Annotated in this window: 15 protein-coding genes; 7 read left to right on the forward strand and 8 right to left on the reverse strand. The window is 65.4% G+C overall.

The genetic code is table 11. The features are described from left to right. Positions 1 to 40: 40 nt before the first annotated feature. Positions 41 to 748 (reverse strand): phosphate signaling complex protein PhoU, encoded by a 708-nt coding sequence (gene phoU / locus J2848_RS06925; protein WP_149229871.1) that lies wholly within the window; start codon positions 746 to 748, stop codon positions 41 to 43. Between the two features lie 206 nt (positions 749 to 954). Between phoU and J2848_RS06930 the strand changes: the two genes are divergently transcribed. The 5 genes from J2848_RS06930 (at position 955) to mrdA (ending at position 6,329) form a co-directional block, all read left to right on the forward strand. Next, positions 955 to 1,506 (forward strand): TIGR00645 family protein, encoded by a 552-nt coding sequence (locus J2848_RS06930; RefSeq protein WP_149229870.1) that lies wholly within the window; start codon positions 955 to 957, stop codon positions 1,504 to 1,506. 364 nt (positions 1,507 to 1,870) lie between these two features. Continuing rightward, positions 1,871 to 2,911: a rod shape-determining protein gene (locus tag J2848_RS06935; RefSeq protein WP_012974729.1), complete on the forward strand. Its 1,041-nt coding sequence runs from the start codon at positions 1,871 to 1,873 to the stop codon at positions 2,909 to 2,911. Between the two features lie 93 nt (positions 2,912 to 3,004). Beyond that, positions 3,005 to 3,874 carry a rod shape-determining protein MreC gene (gene mreC, locus J2848_RS06940; RefSeq protein WP_149229869.1) on the forward strand — a complete coding sequence of 290 codons (870 nt, stop codon included), beginning with the start codon at positions 3,005 to 3,007 and terminating at the stop codon, positions 3,872 to 3,874. A gap of 37 nt (positions 3,875 to 3,911) precedes the next feature. Further along, the gene (mreD, locus tag J2848_RS06945; RefSeq protein ID WP_149229868.1) at positions 3,912 to 4,424 is read left to right on the forward strand and encodes a rod shape-determining protein MreD; all 513 of its coding nucleotides are present in this window, start codon (positions 3,912 to 3,914) and stop codon (positions 4,422 to 4,424) included. 18 nt (positions 4,425 to 4,442) lie between these two features. Further along, complete coding sequence (mrdA, locus tag J2848_RS06950) at positions 4,443 to 6,329, forward strand: penicillin-binding protein 2 (RefSeq protein ID WP_149229867.1); 1,887 nt, start codon at positions 4,443 to 4,445, stop codon at positions 6,327 to 6,329. Positions 6,330 to 6,342: 13 nt separating this feature from the next. Here the strand turns inward: mrdA and J2848_RS06955 are convergent, their stop codons facing one another. Beyond that, a complete protein-coding gene (locus J2848_RS06955; RefSeq protein WP_246193674.1) occupies positions 6,343 to 7,200 on the reverse strand; it encodes a DMT family transporter in 858 nt (285 codons plus the stop codon). Positions 7,201 to 7,394: 194 nt separating this feature from the next. Between J2848_RS06955 and J2848_RS06960 the strand changes: the two genes are divergently transcribed. Beyond that, complete coding sequence (locus tag J2848_RS06960; protein WP_149229865.1) at positions 7,395 to 8,114, forward strand: ArsR/SmtB family transcription factor; 720 nt, start codon at positions 7,395 to 7,397, stop codon at positions 8,112 to 8,114. A 56-nt stretch (positions 8,115 to 8,170) separates the two neighbouring features. Here J2848_RS06960 and ilvC read toward each other — a convergent pair whose 3' ends face one another. From ilvC to miaA, 5 genes are all read right to left on the reverse strand, one after another. Continuing rightward, positions 8,171 to 9,190 (reverse strand): ketol-acid reductoisomerase, encoded by a 1,020-nt coding sequence (gene ilvC / locus J2848_RS06965; protein WP_012974735.1) that lies wholly within the window; start codon positions 9,188 to 9,190, stop codon positions 8,171 to 8,173. A gap of 188 nt (positions 9,191 to 9,378) precedes the next feature. Beyond that, positions 9,379 to 9,885 (reverse strand): acetolactate synthase small subunit, encoded by a 507-nt coding sequence (gene ilvN / locus J2848_RS06970; RefSeq protein WP_149229864.1) that lies wholly within the window; start codon positions 9,883 to 9,885, stop codon positions 9,379 to 9,381. 35 nt (positions 9,886 to 9,920) lie between these two features. Continuing rightward, a complete protein-coding gene (locus J2848_RS06975) occupies positions 9,921 to 11,684 on the reverse strand; it encodes an acetolactate synthase 3 large subunit (RefSeq protein WP_149229863.1) in 1,764 nt (587 codons plus the stop codon). Between the two features lie 332 nt (positions 11,685 to 12,016). Beyond that, positions 12,017 to 13,228 carry an aminotransferase-like domain-containing protein gene (locus tag J2848_RS06980; protein WP_149229862.1) on the reverse strand — a complete coding sequence of 404 codons (1,212 nt, stop codon included), beginning with the start codon at positions 13,226 to 13,228 and terminating at the stop codon, positions 12,017 to 12,019. Positions 13,229 to 13,245: 17 nt separating this feature from the next. Beyond that, positions 13,246 to 14,250, reverse strand: coding sequence for a tRNA (adenosine(37)-N6)-dimethylallyltransferase MiaA (gene miaA, locus J2848_RS06985; protein WP_149229861.1), 1,005 nt, complete (start codon positions 14,248 to 14,250; stop codon positions 13,246 to 13,248). Positions 14,251 to 14,383: 133 nt separating this feature from the next. Between miaA and serB the strand changes: the two genes are divergently transcribed. Beyond that, positions 14,384 to 15,277 (forward strand): phosphoserine phosphatase SerB, encoded by an 894-nt coding sequence (gene serB / locus J2848_RS06990; protein WP_149229860.1) that lies wholly within the window; start codon positions 14,384 to 14,386, stop codon positions 15,275 to 15,277. 18 nt (positions 15,278 to 15,295) lie between these two features. Here serB and J2848_RS06995 read toward each other — a convergent pair whose 3' ends face one another. Beyond that, positions 15,296 to 15,706 (reverse strand): bacteriohemerythrin, encoded by a 411-nt coding sequence (locus tag J2848_RS06995; protein WP_149229859.1) that lies wholly within the window; start codon positions 15,704 to 15,706, stop codon positions 15,296 to 15,298. Positions 15,707 to 15,874: the final 168 nt, after the last annotated feature.

A 15,874-nucleotide genomic window follows, 5' to 3' on the forward strand; every position in this document is an offset into this window, starting at 1 on the left:
GGCCTTATGCCGTACGGCGCGTCCCGTCTTCCCCCCGTCGTCAGCCCACCGGATCGTAGGAATGATCGGCCTTCGGACGTTCGTCCAGCAGGGTCTCGCCGGTGCTGACGAAATAGACGACCTCGGCGATGTTGGTGGCGTGGTCGCCGATCCGTTCCAGATTCTTGGCAATCATCATCAGGTGCATGTGCGCCGTGAACTGCTCCGGAGCCGCCAGGGCAGACCGTTCCACTTCCGCAACAAGGCTGGTGTAGAGCGCATCCACCTCGTCGTCGGTGCGCCAGATCCGCAACGCGGCCTCGCCGTCATTGTCGACATAGGCGTCGATCACGGCGCTGAGCCGCTCACGCACCAGCCGCCCCAGCTGCGGCAGCCCCGCCAGCGATCCGGAGTCGGGCAGACTGAAGATGGCGACGGCGCGCTTGGCGGTGTTGGCGGCATGGTCGCCGATGCGCTCCAGGTTGCCGGCGATCTTCAGCGCCGCGATGACCTCGCGCAGGTCGTCGGCAACCGGCTGGCGCAGGGCCAGCAGGCGCATGCAATGGGCTTCGATGTCGTGCTCGAAGGTATCGAGTCGGGCATCCGACTCCACGATCTCCCGCGCAAGCTCGGGGTTGCGCTGGGCGAGGCAGGTCAGGGCCTGGTCGATCTGCGTCTCCGCAGCGCCGGCCATCTGCACGATGGCGGATTTCAGCCGCTTCAGCGCGTCCTCGAACGCGGACACGATGTGCGGAGCGGAGGTCTTCATGGTCGCCAAACCCTTCCCGGCGGTCTTTTCCAAAGCCCCTACCATAGCGCCAGGACGTTACGGTACGATGACAGCGCCTATGACCAAAGGCGGCCCCCATCCCCATCCTGACGCGACCTTACGAAACTGCCCGATTGATTTTGCGGCGCAGCATTGCGACACATGCCTCATGTGTCTTCCTTCCTCAACGACGTGCCGAACCCGCCATGATCGAACGCCGCTTTGAACAGGTTATCTTCGCCAGCCGCTGGCTGCTCGCCCCCTTTTATCTGGGGCTGGTCGTTTCACTGGGCGCCCTGCTGGTGAAGTTCATGCAGGAGATCCTGCACATGATCCCGCATGTGCTGGAAATGAGCGAGAAGGACGTGCTTCTGGCCGTGCTGACGCTGATCGACCTGTCCTTTGCCGGCAATCTTCTGCTGATGGTGATCTTTGCGGGATACGAGAACTTCGTCTCCAAGATCGACGTCGCCAATCACGAAGACCGGCCGGACTGGATGGGCAAGGTCGATTTCGGCGGACTGAAGCTGAAGCTCATCGCCTCCATCGTCGCCATTTCGGGCATTCACCTGCTGAAGGCCTTCATGAACCTGTCACAGACCTCGCGCGACGAGTTGATGTGGCTGGTCATCATCCACATGACCTTCGTGATTTCCGGTGTTCTGCTGGCCTGCATGGACCGGTTGGAAGGTCATCACCGGCATGTCACCAAGCCGGAAGAGAATGCCAAGCCAAAATTGACGGCAGATCATCACTGATAATTCACCGTGATCCATCATCTCGTCTGTCAAAAGTCTATTGCGGCGCAGCATCGACAGAGATAGACACTTCACCGTCACACTGGTCAGCAGGGCTTTCAGCGGATCGGGATGGGCTTGACCGCCGGGCTTCCGCCCGTTGACGGAATATTAACCCTAACCCGCCAATGTGCCCCTCACCAGACGCCATGCCGCGGCGGTCCCCGGTTCTCCGGAAACCGTCTCCGCGGCAGGTATCAGGGCTGCCGGGCGCACTCTCCGCTTGAGCGTGCGGGCGCATTCGACTATGGAACCGTTGGCGGGCATGCCATGCCAGCCCGCCGGCTCGGCCGTCTCAACCGCTTTGATAGAGTTCGTCAGCTCCATGCTCTCCAAACTGCTCGGCGTTCTGTCCGCCGACATGGCGATCGATCTGGGGACGGCCAACACCCTGGTCTATGTCAAGGGCCGCGGCATCGTCCTGAACGAACCGTCCGTCGTCGCCATCGCCAACGTGCGCGGCAAAAAGCAGGTTCTCGCCGTCGGTGACGAGGCGAAGATGATGCTTGGCCGCACCCCCGGCAATATCCAGGCCATCCGGCCGCTTCGCGACGGCGTCATCGCCGATTTCGAAGTCGCGGAGGAAATGATCAAGCATTTCATCCGCAAGGTTCACAACCGCCGCAGCTTCGCCAGCCCGCAGGTCATCATCTGCGTGCCGTCGGGCTCGACCGCGGTGGAACGCCGGGCGATCCAGGAATCGGCGGAGGCCGCAGGCGCCCGCCGCGTCTTCCTGATCGAGGAGCCGATGGCCGCCGCGATCGGCGCCGGGCTGCCGGTGACCGAACCGACGGGCTCGATGGTCGTCGACATCGGCGGCGGCACCACCGAGGTGGCCGTGCTGTCGCTGGGCGGCATCGTCTATTCGCGCTCGGTCCGCGTCGGCGGCGACAAGATGGACGAGGCCATCATCGGCTACATCCGCCGCAGCCACAATCTGCTGGTCGGCGAAGGCTCGGCCGAGCGGATCAAGAAGGAAATCGGCTCCGCCTGTCCGCCCGAGGACGGCGAAGGCCGCATCCTGGAGATCAAGGGCCGCGACCTGATGAACGGCGTGCCCAAGGAACTGATCATCTCCGAACGGCAGATTGCCGAGTCGCTGGCCGAACCCGTTTCGGCCATCGTCGAAGCGGTGAAGGTGGCGCTGGAGCACACCGCTCCGGAACTGGCCGCCGACATCGTCGACAAGGGCATCGTGCTGACCGGCGGCGGCGCCCTGCTGGGCAACCTGGACTTCGTCCTGCGCCACGCCACCGGCCTGCCGGTGTCGATCGCCGACGATCCCCTCTCCTGCGTGGCGCTCGGCACCGGCCGCGCGCTGGAGGAGATGAAGACGCTGCGAAACGTCTTGGTCAGCGCCTACTGATTGGTGTATCCCTGGTTGGAAGGCCTCCGGTCCCCCGCCCACCCTTGGCGGTGAGGACCGGAGACGGACCGCGTATCTGGACGGGAATTTCCTGTGAAGCCACGCTCATCCGGCTCCGTCATCCGCCTTGCCGCCCCCTTGCGGGCTCTCGCGCAGCGCTTCTCCTTCCTTCTGCTGGTGCTGGCCTCCATCGCCCTGATGATGGTCGGCAAGATCGAGTCCGTCTCGGTGGACAGCGCGCGCGCACGCGTGACCGATGCCTTCGCCCCCATCCTGGATGCGATCTCCCGCCCCGCCGCCACCGCGGCGCGCGTGGTCGAGTCCGCGGTGGAGCTTGAGAACGCCTTCGACGAGAACCAGCGGCTGAAGGCAGAAAATGCCCGGCTTCTGCAGTGGAAGCAGGCGGCCTTGCGGCTGGAGGCGGAGAACAACAGCCTGCGCAGTCTGCTGCGGGTCCGTCCCGAACCGTCGGTCAACTATATCGCCGCCCGCGTGATCGCCACACCCGGCAGTTCCTTCGTCCGTACGCTGGTGGTCACCGCCGGCAAGCGCGACGGGGTGCGCAAGGGTCAGGCGGCGCTCGCCGGCGCCGGTCTGGTCGGCCGGGTGATCGAGGTCGGCGAATGGTCGTCCCGCGTCCTGCTGCTGACCGACATCAACGCCCGCATTCCGGTGATCTTGTCGAACACGCGCCAGCGCTCGATCCTGGCCGGCGACAATTCCGATCAGGCCAAGCTCCTCTACCTGCCGCCCGACTCGCCGATCCAGGTGGGCGAGCGGGTGGTGACCTCCGGCGACGGCGGGCTGTTCCCGCCCGGCCTGCCGGTCGGCGTGGTAACCGCGGTCAGCGAGCGAGGCGTCCGCGTCCTGCCCAGCGCCGACCTATCCCGCATCGAACATCTGCGTCTGGTGGATTTCGGCCTGCCGAGCACCGATCTGGACCCGTCACCAGAGTGGAAGTGAGCCGGGCGGAGGGTCCGCCGGCCGAGGACTCGCCGACATGACGGCGACCTTTTGGCAGAAGGTGGACAAGACCGGGCGCAATCTGGCGCCCTTCGCCGTCACGGTGATGATGGTGCTGGTGGGCATGATCCCGGTACCGGTCCCCGGCTATGCCCCGGTGGCACCGAACCTGACGCTGGTCTCCGTCTATTACTGGACGATCCACAGGCCTGACCTGATGCGTCCGGGGGTAGCCTTTCTGATCGGACTGCTTCAGGATTTCCTGATCGGCGGACCGCTGGGCGTCAACGCCCTGCTGCTGGTCGTCGCGCAATGGGCTGTCCTGAACCAGCGCCGCGTGTTCCTGGCCAGCACCTTCGCCCTGCTGTGGTTCGGCTTCACGCTGGTAATGGCCGGGGGGGTGCTGCTGCAATGGCTGGCCTTCTCGGTGCTCGACGCCGCCACGCTGTCGATCCTGCCGGCCCTGTTCCAGGGTCTGCTGACAGTGGCGGTGTTTCCTGCGGTGGGTTGGCTGCTGATCCGCGTCCACCGCGCGTTCCTGAATGGGTAAAGGGTCCCGACGGGTCTCATGAGTTCGATCGATCGCGACACCGACCGTTCCCGCCTGCTGGCGCGCCGCGCCCTGGTGCTGGGCGGAATCAAGCTGGCCGGCCTGTCCGCGCTGGTTGGTCGCCTCTATTACCTGCAGGTCGTCGAGTCGGCGCGCTACACCATGCTGGCCGAGGAGAACCGCATCAGCCTGCGGCTGATCGCCCCATCGCGCGGCAACATCGTCGACCGTTTCGGCGTGCCGCTGGCGGTCAACCAGCAGAACTACCGCGTCGTCGTCGTGTCGGAACGCACCCACAACATCCAGGAGACTCTCGACAAGATCTCCCGCATCGTGCCGCTGACCGACGGCGACCGCCGCCGCGTGCTGCGCGAACTGCACCGCAAGCGCCGCTTCGTCCCCGTCACCGTGCGCGAGAACCTGACCTGGGAGCAGGTGGCGACGCTGGAGACCAACACCCCCGACCTGCCTGGCGTGGCAATCGAGGTAGGCGAGTTGCGTTATTACCCGCAGGCGGACTCGACCGCCCATATCCTGGGTTATGTCGGCGCCGTGTCGGAGTCTGAACTGAGCGGCAACAGCGATCCCGTGCTGTCCCTGCCCGGCTTCCGCATCGGCAAGGCCGGCATCGAGAAGTTCCACGAGAAGGTGCTGCGCGGCACCGCCGGCACCAGCCAGCTGGAGGTGAACGCCGTCGGCCGCGTCATCCGCGAGCTGTCGCGCGACGAGGGCCAGTCCGGCCGCGAGGTGCAGCTGACCATCGACATGGTGCTGCAACGCTTCGTGCAGGAGCGGCTGTCGCAGGAGGTCAGCGCCTCGGCCGTGGTGATGGACGTGCACACCGGCGGCATCTATGCCCTGTGCTCCCACCCCAGCTACGATCCCAACCAGTTCACCATGGGCATCAGCGCCGAGCTGTGGGAGGAGCTGCTGTCCAACCAGGCGACTCCGCTGAACAACAAGGCGGTGGTCGGACAATATCCGCCAGGGTCCACCTTCAAGATGATGGCGGCACTGGCGGCGCTCGAGTCGGGCGTGGTCAGCAACCGGCACACCGTGTTCTGTCCCGGCTATCTGGAGCTGGGCGACCACCGCTTCCACTGCTGGAAGCGCGGTGGGCACGGCACCGTCGATTTCGTCGGCGCGCTGCGCCATTCCTGCGACGTGTTCTTCTACGACGTGTCACGCCGGATCGGCATCGACCGCATCGCCGAAATGTCCAACCGCTTCGGCCTGGGCAACCGCACCGGCATCGACCTGCCGCACGAACGCGCCGGCCTGATTCCCTCCATCGCCTGGAAGAAGGCGACGCTGGGCAAGGGCTGGGACATGGGCGAGACCCTGGTCGCCTCCATCGGCCAAGGTTATGTGCTGACGACGCCACTGCAACTGGCGGTGATGACCTGCCGGCTGGCCAATGGCGGCTATGCGGTTAAGCCGCACCTGACCAAGCAGATCAAGACGGTCAGCGGCGAGCAGACGGCTTGGCCCAGCATCGGCGTGAAGAAGGAGAACCTCGACATCGTACTGCGCGGCATGACCGAGGTGACCAACGCCCCCAACGGCACCGCCTTCAAGTCGCGCATCACCGAAGTCGGCTATGAGATGGCCGGCAAGACCGGTTCGGCCCAGGTCCGCCGCATCACCATGGCCGAGCGCAACAACGGCGTGAAGAAGAACGAGGATTTGCCCTGGCGCGAGCGCGACCATGCCCTGTTCGTCGCCTTCGCGCCGATCCAGGCACCGCGCTATGCCTGCGCCGTCTTCGTCGAACATGGCGGCGGCGGCTCCACCGCGGCGGCCCCCATCGCCCGCGACATCCTGCTGGAAACCCAGAAGCGCGACCCCGGCCGCGCCGCCGTCGCCGAAACCCCGCCAAGCGGATTCGGGGAGCCGCGCGGCTGAAAGGTTTGTCCATTCAAGACCGGCGACGGGCCGGAATGGTCATCGCCGCCACCCCGAACACGACCAAGGCACAGCCGGCGAGGATGGTCGGCTCCAGCGTCTCGCCCAACATCAGCGCACCGACGCCGACGCCGATGGGTACCCGCAGATAGGCCTGACCGGTCGTTGGAACCGCCCCAAGGGTGTGGACCAGCCGGAAATAGAGAACGAAAGCGAGCGCGGTCGAGAAGACCGACAGGCTGACGAGCGCCAGCAACGACTCCCATGAGGGCATCAGTGTCCAGGGCCGGTCGACCGCCAGACTGACCGGCAGCAGCAGGACCGCGCCGCACATCAGCGATCCGGCGGCAGGCATGATCGGGTCCAATCCCTTGAAGACACGGCCGAAGATGGCCGCCCCGGCATAGCAGAGGGTGGCGAAGACGATGGCGCCCTGCGCCAGAAGATCGCGACCGATCCCGTCCACCGCCCCCACCCCGATGACCAGGATTGTCCCGCCGAGCCCGACAAGCACGCCGACGGTCTTTCGCAGGCACAAGGCTTCGTGCCTGGTCAGCAGCAGCGTGATGAGAAAAGCGAAGATCGGTGTCGTCGCGTTGAGGATCGCAGCGGTCCCAGCTTCGACCGTCCGTTCGGCCCAGGCGATCAAGGTGAAAGGCAAGACACTGTTCAGACAGGCCTGCACCAGAAAACGGCTCCATACGGCCCGTTCGCGCGGCAGGGAAAGCCCGCGCCAATGGATGACGGCCAGCAGAACGGTTCCCGCTATCAAGGTCCGGCCGGCAATGAAGGTCAGCGGTGGGATCGTCTCCACTCCGATCCGTATGAAGCTGTAGGACGCACCCCACAAGGTTGCAAGTGCCAGCAGCAAGGCAAGCTCCACACACAGATCGGGCCGCGAAGCGGACCCAGCTGAAGCTGAAGGAATGGTCATGAAGGCTCCGTCGCTTGAAGAAGGTCACCCACCATGCCAGTCCGATCGACGGAAGATCTCTGGGAACGCTTCGGCCATGGACGAAGCGTCGGCGGCTGACGGATCCGGCGAACGGGCCTAAACTGAAAGGCATGACCGCCAGGCCCATCGCCTCCGCCAACGCCATCGCCACCATTGCCGCCCTGATCGGCGATCCGGCGCGGGCGAACATCCTCTCCGCCCTGATGGGCGGACAGGCGCTGACTGCCGGGGAGCTGTGCTGGCACGCCGGCGTTGGCGCGCCGACCACCAGCGGCCATCTGGCCAAGTTGACCGAGGCGGGATTGCTGGCGGTGGAGCGCCAGGGGCGGCACCGCTATTACCGGCTGGCTTCCCCGGTCATCGCCCAAGCGATGGAGAGCCTGATGGCGGTGGCGACCGCCGGACCACCACGCCATCGTCCTCCCGGCCCAAAGGACGAGGCTCTGAGAGCCGCCCGAACCTGCTATGACCACCTCGCCGGACGATTGGGCACAGCACTGGCTGACCGGCTGAGCGACCTCCGGCTTGTCATCATCGGTGACGGCGGAGCCTTGGTGACGGATGACGGCCGGGATTTCCTGGCCGGGCTGGGTCTCACATTTCCCGAAGCCGGCGGGAACCACAGACCGCTCTGCCGGACCTGCCTCGACTGGAGCGAGCGGCGGCCTCATCTGGCCGGACAACTGGGCGCGGCATTGCTGACCTGTTCGCTGGAACGCAGCTGGATCGCCCGCATGCCCGGCAGCCGCGCGGTCACGATTACCGACGCCGGCAGCAAAGGGTTCGCCATGGTGTTCGGCATCACCCCGGAACATCTTGCCCCCAAATGAAAAACGCGCCCCCGAAGGGACGCGCTCTCCACAAAACCAATATGGCTTTCGCCAGATCAGTTCTTCGACTTGTCGACCAGACGGCGCTCGGCGATCCACGGCATCATGGCGCGCAGCTTCTCGCCGACCTTCTCGATCTCGTGCTCGGCGTTGCGGCGACGGATCGCCTTGAAGGACGGCTGACCGGCCTTGCACTCCAGCATCCAGTCGCGGACGAAGCGGCCTTCCTGGATGTCGGTCAGGACGCGCTTCATCTCGGCCTTGGTCTCGGGCGTGATGATGCGCGGGCCGGTGCGGTAGTCGCCGTATTCGGCCGTGTTGGAGATCGAGTAGCGCATGTTGGCCATGCCGCCCTCGTACATCAGGTCGACGATCAGCTTCACTTCGTGCAGGCACTCGAAGTAGGCCATCTCGGGGGCGTAGCCCGCCTCGACCAGCGTCTCGTAACCGGCGCGGATCAGTTCGGTCAGGCCGCCGCAGAGCACGGCCTGCTCACCGAACAGGTCGGTCTCGCACTCTTCCTTGAAGGTGGTCTCGATGATGCCGGCGCGGCCGCCGCCATTGGCCGAGGCGTAGGACAGGGCGATATCCAGCGCGTTGCCCGAGGCGTTCTGATGAACGGCGACCAGCGACGGCACGCCGCCGCCACGCTGGTATTCGCTGCGCACGGTGTGGCCGGGGCCCTTCGGCGCGATCATGAACACGTCGAGGTCGGCGCGCGGCTCGATCAGGTTGAAGTGGACGTTCAGGCCGTGCGCGAAGGCCAGGGCGGCGCCCTGCTTCATGTTCGGGGCCAGATCGTCCTTGTACAGGTCGGCCTGCAGCTCGTCCGGGGTCAGAACCATCACGACGTCGGCCCAGGCGGCTGCTTCGGCCGGGGTCATCACGGTGAAGCCGGCGGTCTCGGCCTTCTTGATGGTGGCCGAACCCGGGCGGAGCGCGATCCGCACGTCCTTCACGCCGCTGTCACGCAGGTTGTGGGCGTGGGCGTGGCCCTGGCTGCCGTAGCCGACGATGACGACCTTCTTGCCCTTGATCAGGTTGACGTCGGCATCACGATCGTAATAGACGCGCATGGAGATGGTTCCTTGAATTCGCAACGAACGAAGACAGAGTGCGTTTCCTGCGGCGGATTACTCCATTGAGCAAAGCCGCCCGTCAAGGGAAACAATCGCTCGACGGAGCGGCAAACTGCAAAGCTTCCTTGCGTTTTTGCCGCCCCAATCTTGCGCAGAATACCCAAAAGCTGTTTTGGGCAAGCCTTTTAGAACGCCGCCGGCCCCTTCGACATGGCGACCACGCCGGTGCGGCTGGCTTCCACGAGGCCGAGCTGGGTCATCAGCCCGACGAAGTCATCGACCTGTTCGGTGGTGCCGGTCAGTTCGAAGACGAAGCTGGTCAGGGTGGCGTCCACCACCTTGGCCTTGAAGATGTCGGCGAGGCGCAGCGCCTCGATCCGGCGGTCGCCGGTGCCGGCCACCTTGACCAGCGCCAGCTCGCGCTCCACCGCCGGCCCCTCATCGGTCAGGTCATGGACGCGGTGGACCGGAACCAGCCGGCTCAACTGCGCCTTGATCTGCTCGATGATCATCCGGGTACCGGAGGTGACCAGGGTGATGCGCGACAGGTGATCGGCATTGTTCACCTCCGCCACCGTCAGGCTTTCGATGTTGTAGCCGCGGCCGGAGAACAGCCCGATGACGCGGGCGAGAACGCCTGGCTCGTTGTCCACCAGCACGGCGATGGTGTGCTTTTCGATCGCGTTTTCCATGAATCCCGTCCTTCCGTTCGTTCGTCGTCAGCCGATCAGACCAGCACCATGCCGTCTTCCGGCGTGGCGTCGGACGGGCTGTCGTCCGGACCGAACAGGATCTCGTTGTGGGCCTTGCCGCCCGGGATCATGGGGAAACAATTTTCCTTCGGATCGACGGCGATGTCGATGATGCAGGGGCGGTCGGTGACCGTCAGCATCTTCTCGATCACCTGATCGACCTCGGCCACCGTGGTGGCGCGCAAGCCGACGCAGCCCCAGGATTCCGCCAGCTTCACGAAGTCCGGCAGGGCTTCGGAGTAGCTCTGGGAATAGCGCGAGCCGTGCAGCAATTCCTGCCACTGGCGCACCATGCCCATATACTGGTTGTTCAGGATGAAGATCTTGACCGGCGCGCGGTACTGCACGGCGGTGCCGATCTCCTGCATGTTCATCAGGAAGCTGGCCTCGCCCGACACGTCGACGACGATGGCGTCGGGATGGGCCAGTTGGGCGCCGATGGCGGCCGGCAGGCCGTAGCCCATGGTGCCGAGCCCGCCCGAGGTCATCCAGCGGTTCGGCTGGTCGAAGGGCAGGAACTGGGCGGCCCACATCTGGTGCTGGCCGACTTCCGTCGTGATGTAGTGGTCCTTGCCGCGCAGGGCCTCGCGCAGGCGCTCCAGCGCATATTGCGGCTTGATGACCGATTCGGTGCGGTTGTAGTTCAGGCAGTTGCGGGCGCGCCAGCCCTCGATCTTGCCCCACCACTCCTTCAGCGCGGCCTTGTCCGGCGACTTGGCGCGCGCCTTCCAGATGCGCAGCATGTCCTCCAGCACGGCACCGCAGTCGCCGACGATCGGAATGTCGACGGCGACGTTCTTGTTGATCGAGCTGGGATCGATGTCGACGTGGATCTTCTTCGAACCCGGCGAGAAGGCCGACAGCTTGCCGGTCACGCGGTCGTCGAAGCGGGCGCCGATGTTGATCATGACATCGCATTCGTACATGGCGAGGTTCGCCTCGTACGTGCCATGCATGCCGAGCATTCCCAGCCACTGGCTTTCGGAAGCCGGGAAGGCGCCCAGCCCCATCAGGGTTGAGGTGATCGGGAAGCCGGTGGCCTTGACGAACTGGGTCAGCAGCTTGGCGGCAAAGGGGCCGGCATTGATCACGCCGCCGCCGGTGTAGAAGACCGGCCGCTTGGCGTTGGCGATCAGATCCACCGCCTCTTCGATGCGGGCCATCTCCGGCTTCACCTGCGGCCGGTAGGTCTTGTGCTTGACCTCCGCCGGCGGAACATAGGTGCCGTCGGCGAACTGCACGTCCTTCGGAATGTCGACCAGCACCGGGCCGGGACGGCCGCTGCGCGCGACATAGAAGGCCTCGTGGAGGGTGCGGGCCAGATTGTCGACGTCCTTCACCAGGTAATTGTGCTTGGTGCAGGGACGTGTGATGCCGGTGGTGTCGGCTTCCTGGAAGGCGTCGTTGCCGATCAGGTGGGTCGGCACCTGGCCCGACAGGCAGACCAGCGGGATGCTGTCGCACAGGGCGTCCAGCAGGCCGGTCACCGCGTTGGTGGCGCCGGGGCCGGAGGTCACCAGCACGCAGCCGACCTTGCCGGTCGAGCGCGCGTAGCCCTCCGCCGCGTGAACCGCGGCCTGCTCGTGGCGTACAAGGACATGCTTCAGGTCGTTCTGCTGGAACAGCGCGTCGTAGATGGGAAGTACGGCGCCGCCGGGATAGCCGAAGATGATGTCAACGCCCTGATCCTTCAGGGCTTTGATGACGATCTGGGCGCCGGTCAGCTTCTGTTCGGACATCGCTCACGACCTTCTCATGTGGGCGCCTCCTCTAGGGCGCCCGGTTCCTTGGGAACACCAACCCCGCCGGGGAGGGGATGCCGTTCAGAACAACGGCTTAGCCCCGATGGCGTGTGCTGGGAGCGGCAAATTAGTCAAATCATCCGTCATAGGTCAACCCTATTCGCGAATGTTTGCAAAGTTTTTTTGCCGCAGTTTTTCCAATTATTGCGCACTCGCTGGAGGTGTGCATCCAGCTCCCGTCCAGTCGGCGCCCGCCGCAAACGGAGACGGCGGCCGCACCGAAGCGCGGCCGCCGTTCCGAAAAAGCAACGAACTGAAGGGTCAAGCGGTCAGGCAGCAGTCTTCAGCAGCTCGCACAGCCGGCGGATGCCCTCACGAATCTGGGCCGGCTTGGTGACGGAGAAGGCGAGGCGCAGCGTGTTCTTGCCCGACCGATCGGCATGGAAGGCCGAACCGGGGACGAAGGCGACGTTGGCCTCTTTGATGGCACGGGCCAGCAGTTCGGTGCCGTCGACACCCTCCGGCGCCTCGATCCAGACGAACAGGCCGCCTTCCGGCTTGGTCCAGGTGACGCCCGGCGGAGCGTATTCCTCCAGCGCGGCCAGCATGGCGTCGCGACGCTCCTTGTACTGGGTGCGCAGCAGCTTGATGTGGCTGTCGAAGATCTGCGAGACGACGTCGTGCATGACGATCTGGTTGATCGTGCTCGCATGCAGGTCGGCCGCCTGCTTCATCAGCACCAGCCGATTCACCACCTCCGGTGCGGCATTGACCCAGCCCACCCGCATCGCCGGCACCATCGTCTTGGAGAAGGTGCCGCCGAAGATGACGTTGGTCAGCTTGCCGCCGTTGCGCTCGCAATCCAGCGCCGCCAGCAGCGGCAGATGCTCGCCGTCATAGCGCAGCTCGCAATAGGCGGTGTCCTCGATCACCGGCACGCCGGCCGCCTCGCAGGCATCCAGGATGGCGTGGCGGCGGGCCAGCGTCACCGTGGTGCCGTTCGGGTTCTGGAAATCGGGGACGAGGTAGAAGAACTTCGGCTTCTGCGCCAGCGCCTCGGTCAGCGCCGTCATCTCCGGCCCTTCCCCGTCCATCGGGATCGAGAGATAGGTCGGCTCGTAGGGCGAGAAAGCCTGGAGCGCGCCGAGATAGGTCGGACGGGTCACGACGATCTTGTCGCCGGGGCCGATCAGCAACTTGCCGACAAATTCCAGCACCTGCTGCGAGCCGTTGGTGATGAGAACACCATCCAGCCCGATGTTGACGCCCTTGCCGCCCATGTAATCGCAGATCCATTCCCGCAGCGGCGTATAGCCTTCGGTGATGGAGTATTGCAGCGCGGCGCCGGCACCGGAGTTCGACTGGAAGATCTTCTCATAGGACCGGGCGATGGCCGAGCTGGGGAACAGATCGGGGTCGGGAATGCCACCGGCGAAGGAGATGATCTCCGGACGGTCGATCAGCTTCAGCAGTTCCCGGATTTCGGACGCCGTCATGCCGCCCACGCGGCCCGCGAACACATGACCCCAATCAACCGACACGGTGCTTCTCCTTCGGATCAGTAATTTAGTATCGTTCTCAGGCGGTCGAGCATTGCATTTCGTACCGCAAGCGAACAAGGCAGATCAATGGTATGGCAGCTATGCTGTCCTGTATGACTTACCAGCATATCGGGTGATTTGCCAACAATCTGATGACGGAACCACGTGACCTGCCGTTTGGCATAGCGGCGGGTCGATTGCTGGGCCAGCGCAATGGCCTCGTCGAGTGGGATTTCGCCATGCAGAGCGCGGCGGAGTTCGGGCACTCCCAGGGCTTTCAGCACCGGCAGGTCGACGGCGAGGTTTTGCTCGCAGGCCAGCGCGTCCAATCGCCGCACCTCCTCCAATGCCCCCTGCTCCATCATCAGGTGGAAGCGCCTGTCGCATTGGGCATAGAGGTCGGCGCGCGGCGGGTCGAGAACCAGGATGGTGAAGCGCAGATCGGCCGGCGCGCCCTGGGCGGTCTGGCTCTGCCAGTACGACAGCGGATGGCCGGTGGCCTCCAGCACTTCCCAGGCGCGGGTCAGACGGGTGGTGTCGCCGGGGTTCAGCTTGGCCGACGCCGGGTCGCGAGCGACCAGTTCGGCACGGAAGGCCTCGCCGTCGATGGCGGCCAATCGGGCATGGGCAGCGGCGCGCACCTCGTCGGGGATGGGCGGCACCTCGCTCAGCCCCTGCATCAGCGCGCGCAGATAGAGGCCCGTGCCACCGACTACCACGGGCAACCAGCCTGCGGCCTTGGCCGTCGCGATCTCCGCCAGTGCCATGTCGCGCCAGCGCGCCGCCGACCCGCGTTCCGCCGCCGGCAGCACGCCATAGAGGCGGTGCGGAGCCCGCGCCAGATCCTCGGCCGGCGGCCGGGCGGTCAGAACGTCGAGGTCGGCGTAAAGCTGCATGCTGTCGGCATTGATGACGGTGCCGCCGAACGCCTCGGCGATGGCAAGCGCCAGCCCCGACTTGCCTGACGCGGTCGGGCCGCCGATGACGACTACGTCGGTGATGGAGGGGGTAGGGTCGCTCATCCCCCTTCCATGGCGTTCCGGCGTCCGCATTGCAACACCCATCCGCGTGCCGACGCCGAAGCTTCGTTGGACCCGGCTCCCCGCCTGTGGTAGGCAGCGCGCAAAGGCCCTCTTTTCCTCGGGATACCTGCCGATGAACGCCGTCGCCACGCTGATCGCCCCCCGCACCGCCACGCTCGACGAGGCTACCGTCCAGACCGCCAAGGCGGCGCTGGTCGGGCTGGGCGCCGATGCCGGCGCGCCGGACTGGCTGGCGCCGGGCACCGCCTGCGACCTGCCCTTCGGCAATCTGGCGCCGGAACAGGCGGAGGCGGCGATCCGCCACGCTTTGAAGGATGCCACGCTGGACATCATTGCCCAGCCGGCGGCGACGCGGCGCAAGCGGCTGCTGGTCGCCGACATGGAATCGACGATCATCGAGCAGGAAATGCTGGACGAGCTGGGCGACTATGTCGGGCTGAAGAATCACATCGCCGACATCACCGCCCGCGCCATGAATGGCGAGATCGACTTCAAGGACGCGGTGCGCGAGCGGGTCGCCCTGCTGAAGGGCCTGAAGGAGACGGTGATCGACGAGGTGTGGCAGCGCGCCACGCTGATGCCGGGTGCGGCCCAGCTGGTCGGCACCATGCGCGCCAACGGCGCCGTCTGCGTCCTGGTGTCGGGCGGCTTCCGCTGCTTCACCGGCCGAGTGCGCAGCTGGATCGGCTTCGACGACGATCGCGGCAACGAGCTGGAGGTGGAGGGCGGCGTGATGACCGGCAAGGTGATCGAGCCGATCCTCGACAAGGACAGCAAGCTCCAGGCCCTGATGGCCTATGCCGGCGAGCATCGCGTCCCGGTGGCGGAAACGATGGCGGTCGGTGATGGTGCCAATGACCTGCCGATGCTGCTGGCCGCCGGGCTGGGCGTCGCCTTCCACGCCAAGGCGGTGGTGGCAGCCGAAGCCCGTGCCCGGGTCGATCATGGCGACCTGACCGCCCTGCTCTATGCCCAGGGCTATCGGGCCACGGAGTTCGTGGGGTAAGCAACCGCCCCTACTCCATCACGCCCACACGCCGCGCACATAGGGGGTCAGCTGCGTGTCCATCAGGATGATGTGGCGGACCAGCCAGTCGGCAGTGAATTTATACAGCTGCGCCGCGTTTTCGTGGGTGGGTTCGATGGCGAAGCGGTTGGACAGCTCGCTGACCATCCTGACCGCACTGCGGTGCATGGCGACATGCTCCTCGAATTTCGGATAACGCACGATCTGCATGATCCGCTCTTCGCGGGCGAAATGCTCCTTGGTGTATTCCAGCAGCTTGACCAGGATCTTGGCGACGCGGGCCGGCTGGAAACGCTCAGCGGCCAGTGCTGCGTCGAGTTCATTCAGATACTCGATCAGATGCTTGTGATCGTCGTCGATGGACGGTTGGCCGACGCTCAACTGCCGTCGCCATGTGATGGCGCCCATGACCTTGCCGCCTCCCCCTTGCCGGCACCCCGTTAGCCCGGATTATGGCTGGTGTTACCATTGCGCCAAAACGGCCGGCGGCGTCACACGGCAATATGACGCACCCGCAGGAGGCAGGCTGGAACGAAACAGGGCGGATGCGTCGCCGCACCCGCCCCTTCCGCAACC

Source organism: Azospirillum lipoferum, assembly GCF_024170005.1.
GTDB classification, from domain to species: domain Bacteria; phylum Pseudomonadota; class Alphaproteobacteria; order Azospirillales; family Azospirillaceae; genus Azospirillum; species Azospirillum lipoferum.

What these genes read in the sequence shown, in the direction of transcription:
- J2848_RS06935 (WP_012974729.1), top strand. Translation starts at nt 1,871, where the DNA reads ATGCTCTCCAAACTGCTCGGCGTTCTGTCCGCCGACATGGCGATCGAT.
- ilvN (WP_149229864.1), bottom strand. Translation starts at nt 9,885, where the DNA reads ATGGAAAACGCGATCGAAAAGCACACCATCGCCGTGCTGGTGGACAAC.
- serB (WP_149229860.1), top strand. Translation starts at nt 14,384, where the DNA reads ATGAACGCCGTCGCCACGCTGATCGCCCCCCGCACCGCCACGCTCGAC.
- phoU (WP_149229871.1), bottom strand. Translation starts at nt 748, where the DNA reads ATGAAGACCTCCGCTCCGCACATCGTGTCCGCGTTCGAGGACGCGCTG.
- mreD (WP_149229868.1), top strand. Translation starts at nt 3,912, where the DNA reads ATGACGGCGACCTTTTGGCAGAAGGTGGACAAGACCGGGCGCAATCTG.
- J2848_RS06930 (WP_149229870.1), top strand. Translation starts at nt 955, where the DNA reads ATGATCGAACGCCGCTTTGAACAGGTTATCTTCGCCAGCCGCTGGCTG.
- miaA (WP_149229861.1), bottom strand. Translation starts at nt 14,250, where the DNA reads ATGAGCGACCCTACCCCCTCCATCACCGACGTAGTCGTCATCGGCGGC.
- mrdA (WP_149229867.1), top strand. Translation starts at nt 4,443, where the DNA reads ATGAGTTCGATCGATCGCGACACCGACCGTTCCCGCCTGCTGGCGCGC.
- J2848_RS06960 (WP_149229865.1), top strand. Translation starts at nt 7,395, where the DNA reads ATGACCGCCAGGCCCATCGCCTCCGCCAACGCCATCGCCACCATTGCC.
- ilvC (WP_012974735.1), bottom strand. Translation starts at nt 9,190, where the DNA reads ATGCGCGTCTATTACGATCGTGATGCCGACGTCAACCTGATCAAGGGC.
- J2848_RS06975 (WP_149229863.1), bottom strand. Translation starts at nt 11,684, where the DNA reads ATGTCCGAACAGAAGCTGACCGGCGCCCAGATCGTCATCAAAGCCCTG.
- J2848_RS06995 (WP_149229859.1), bottom strand. Translation starts at nt 15,706, where the DNA reads ATGGGCGCCATCACATGGCGACGGCAGTTGAGCGTCGGCCAACCGTCC.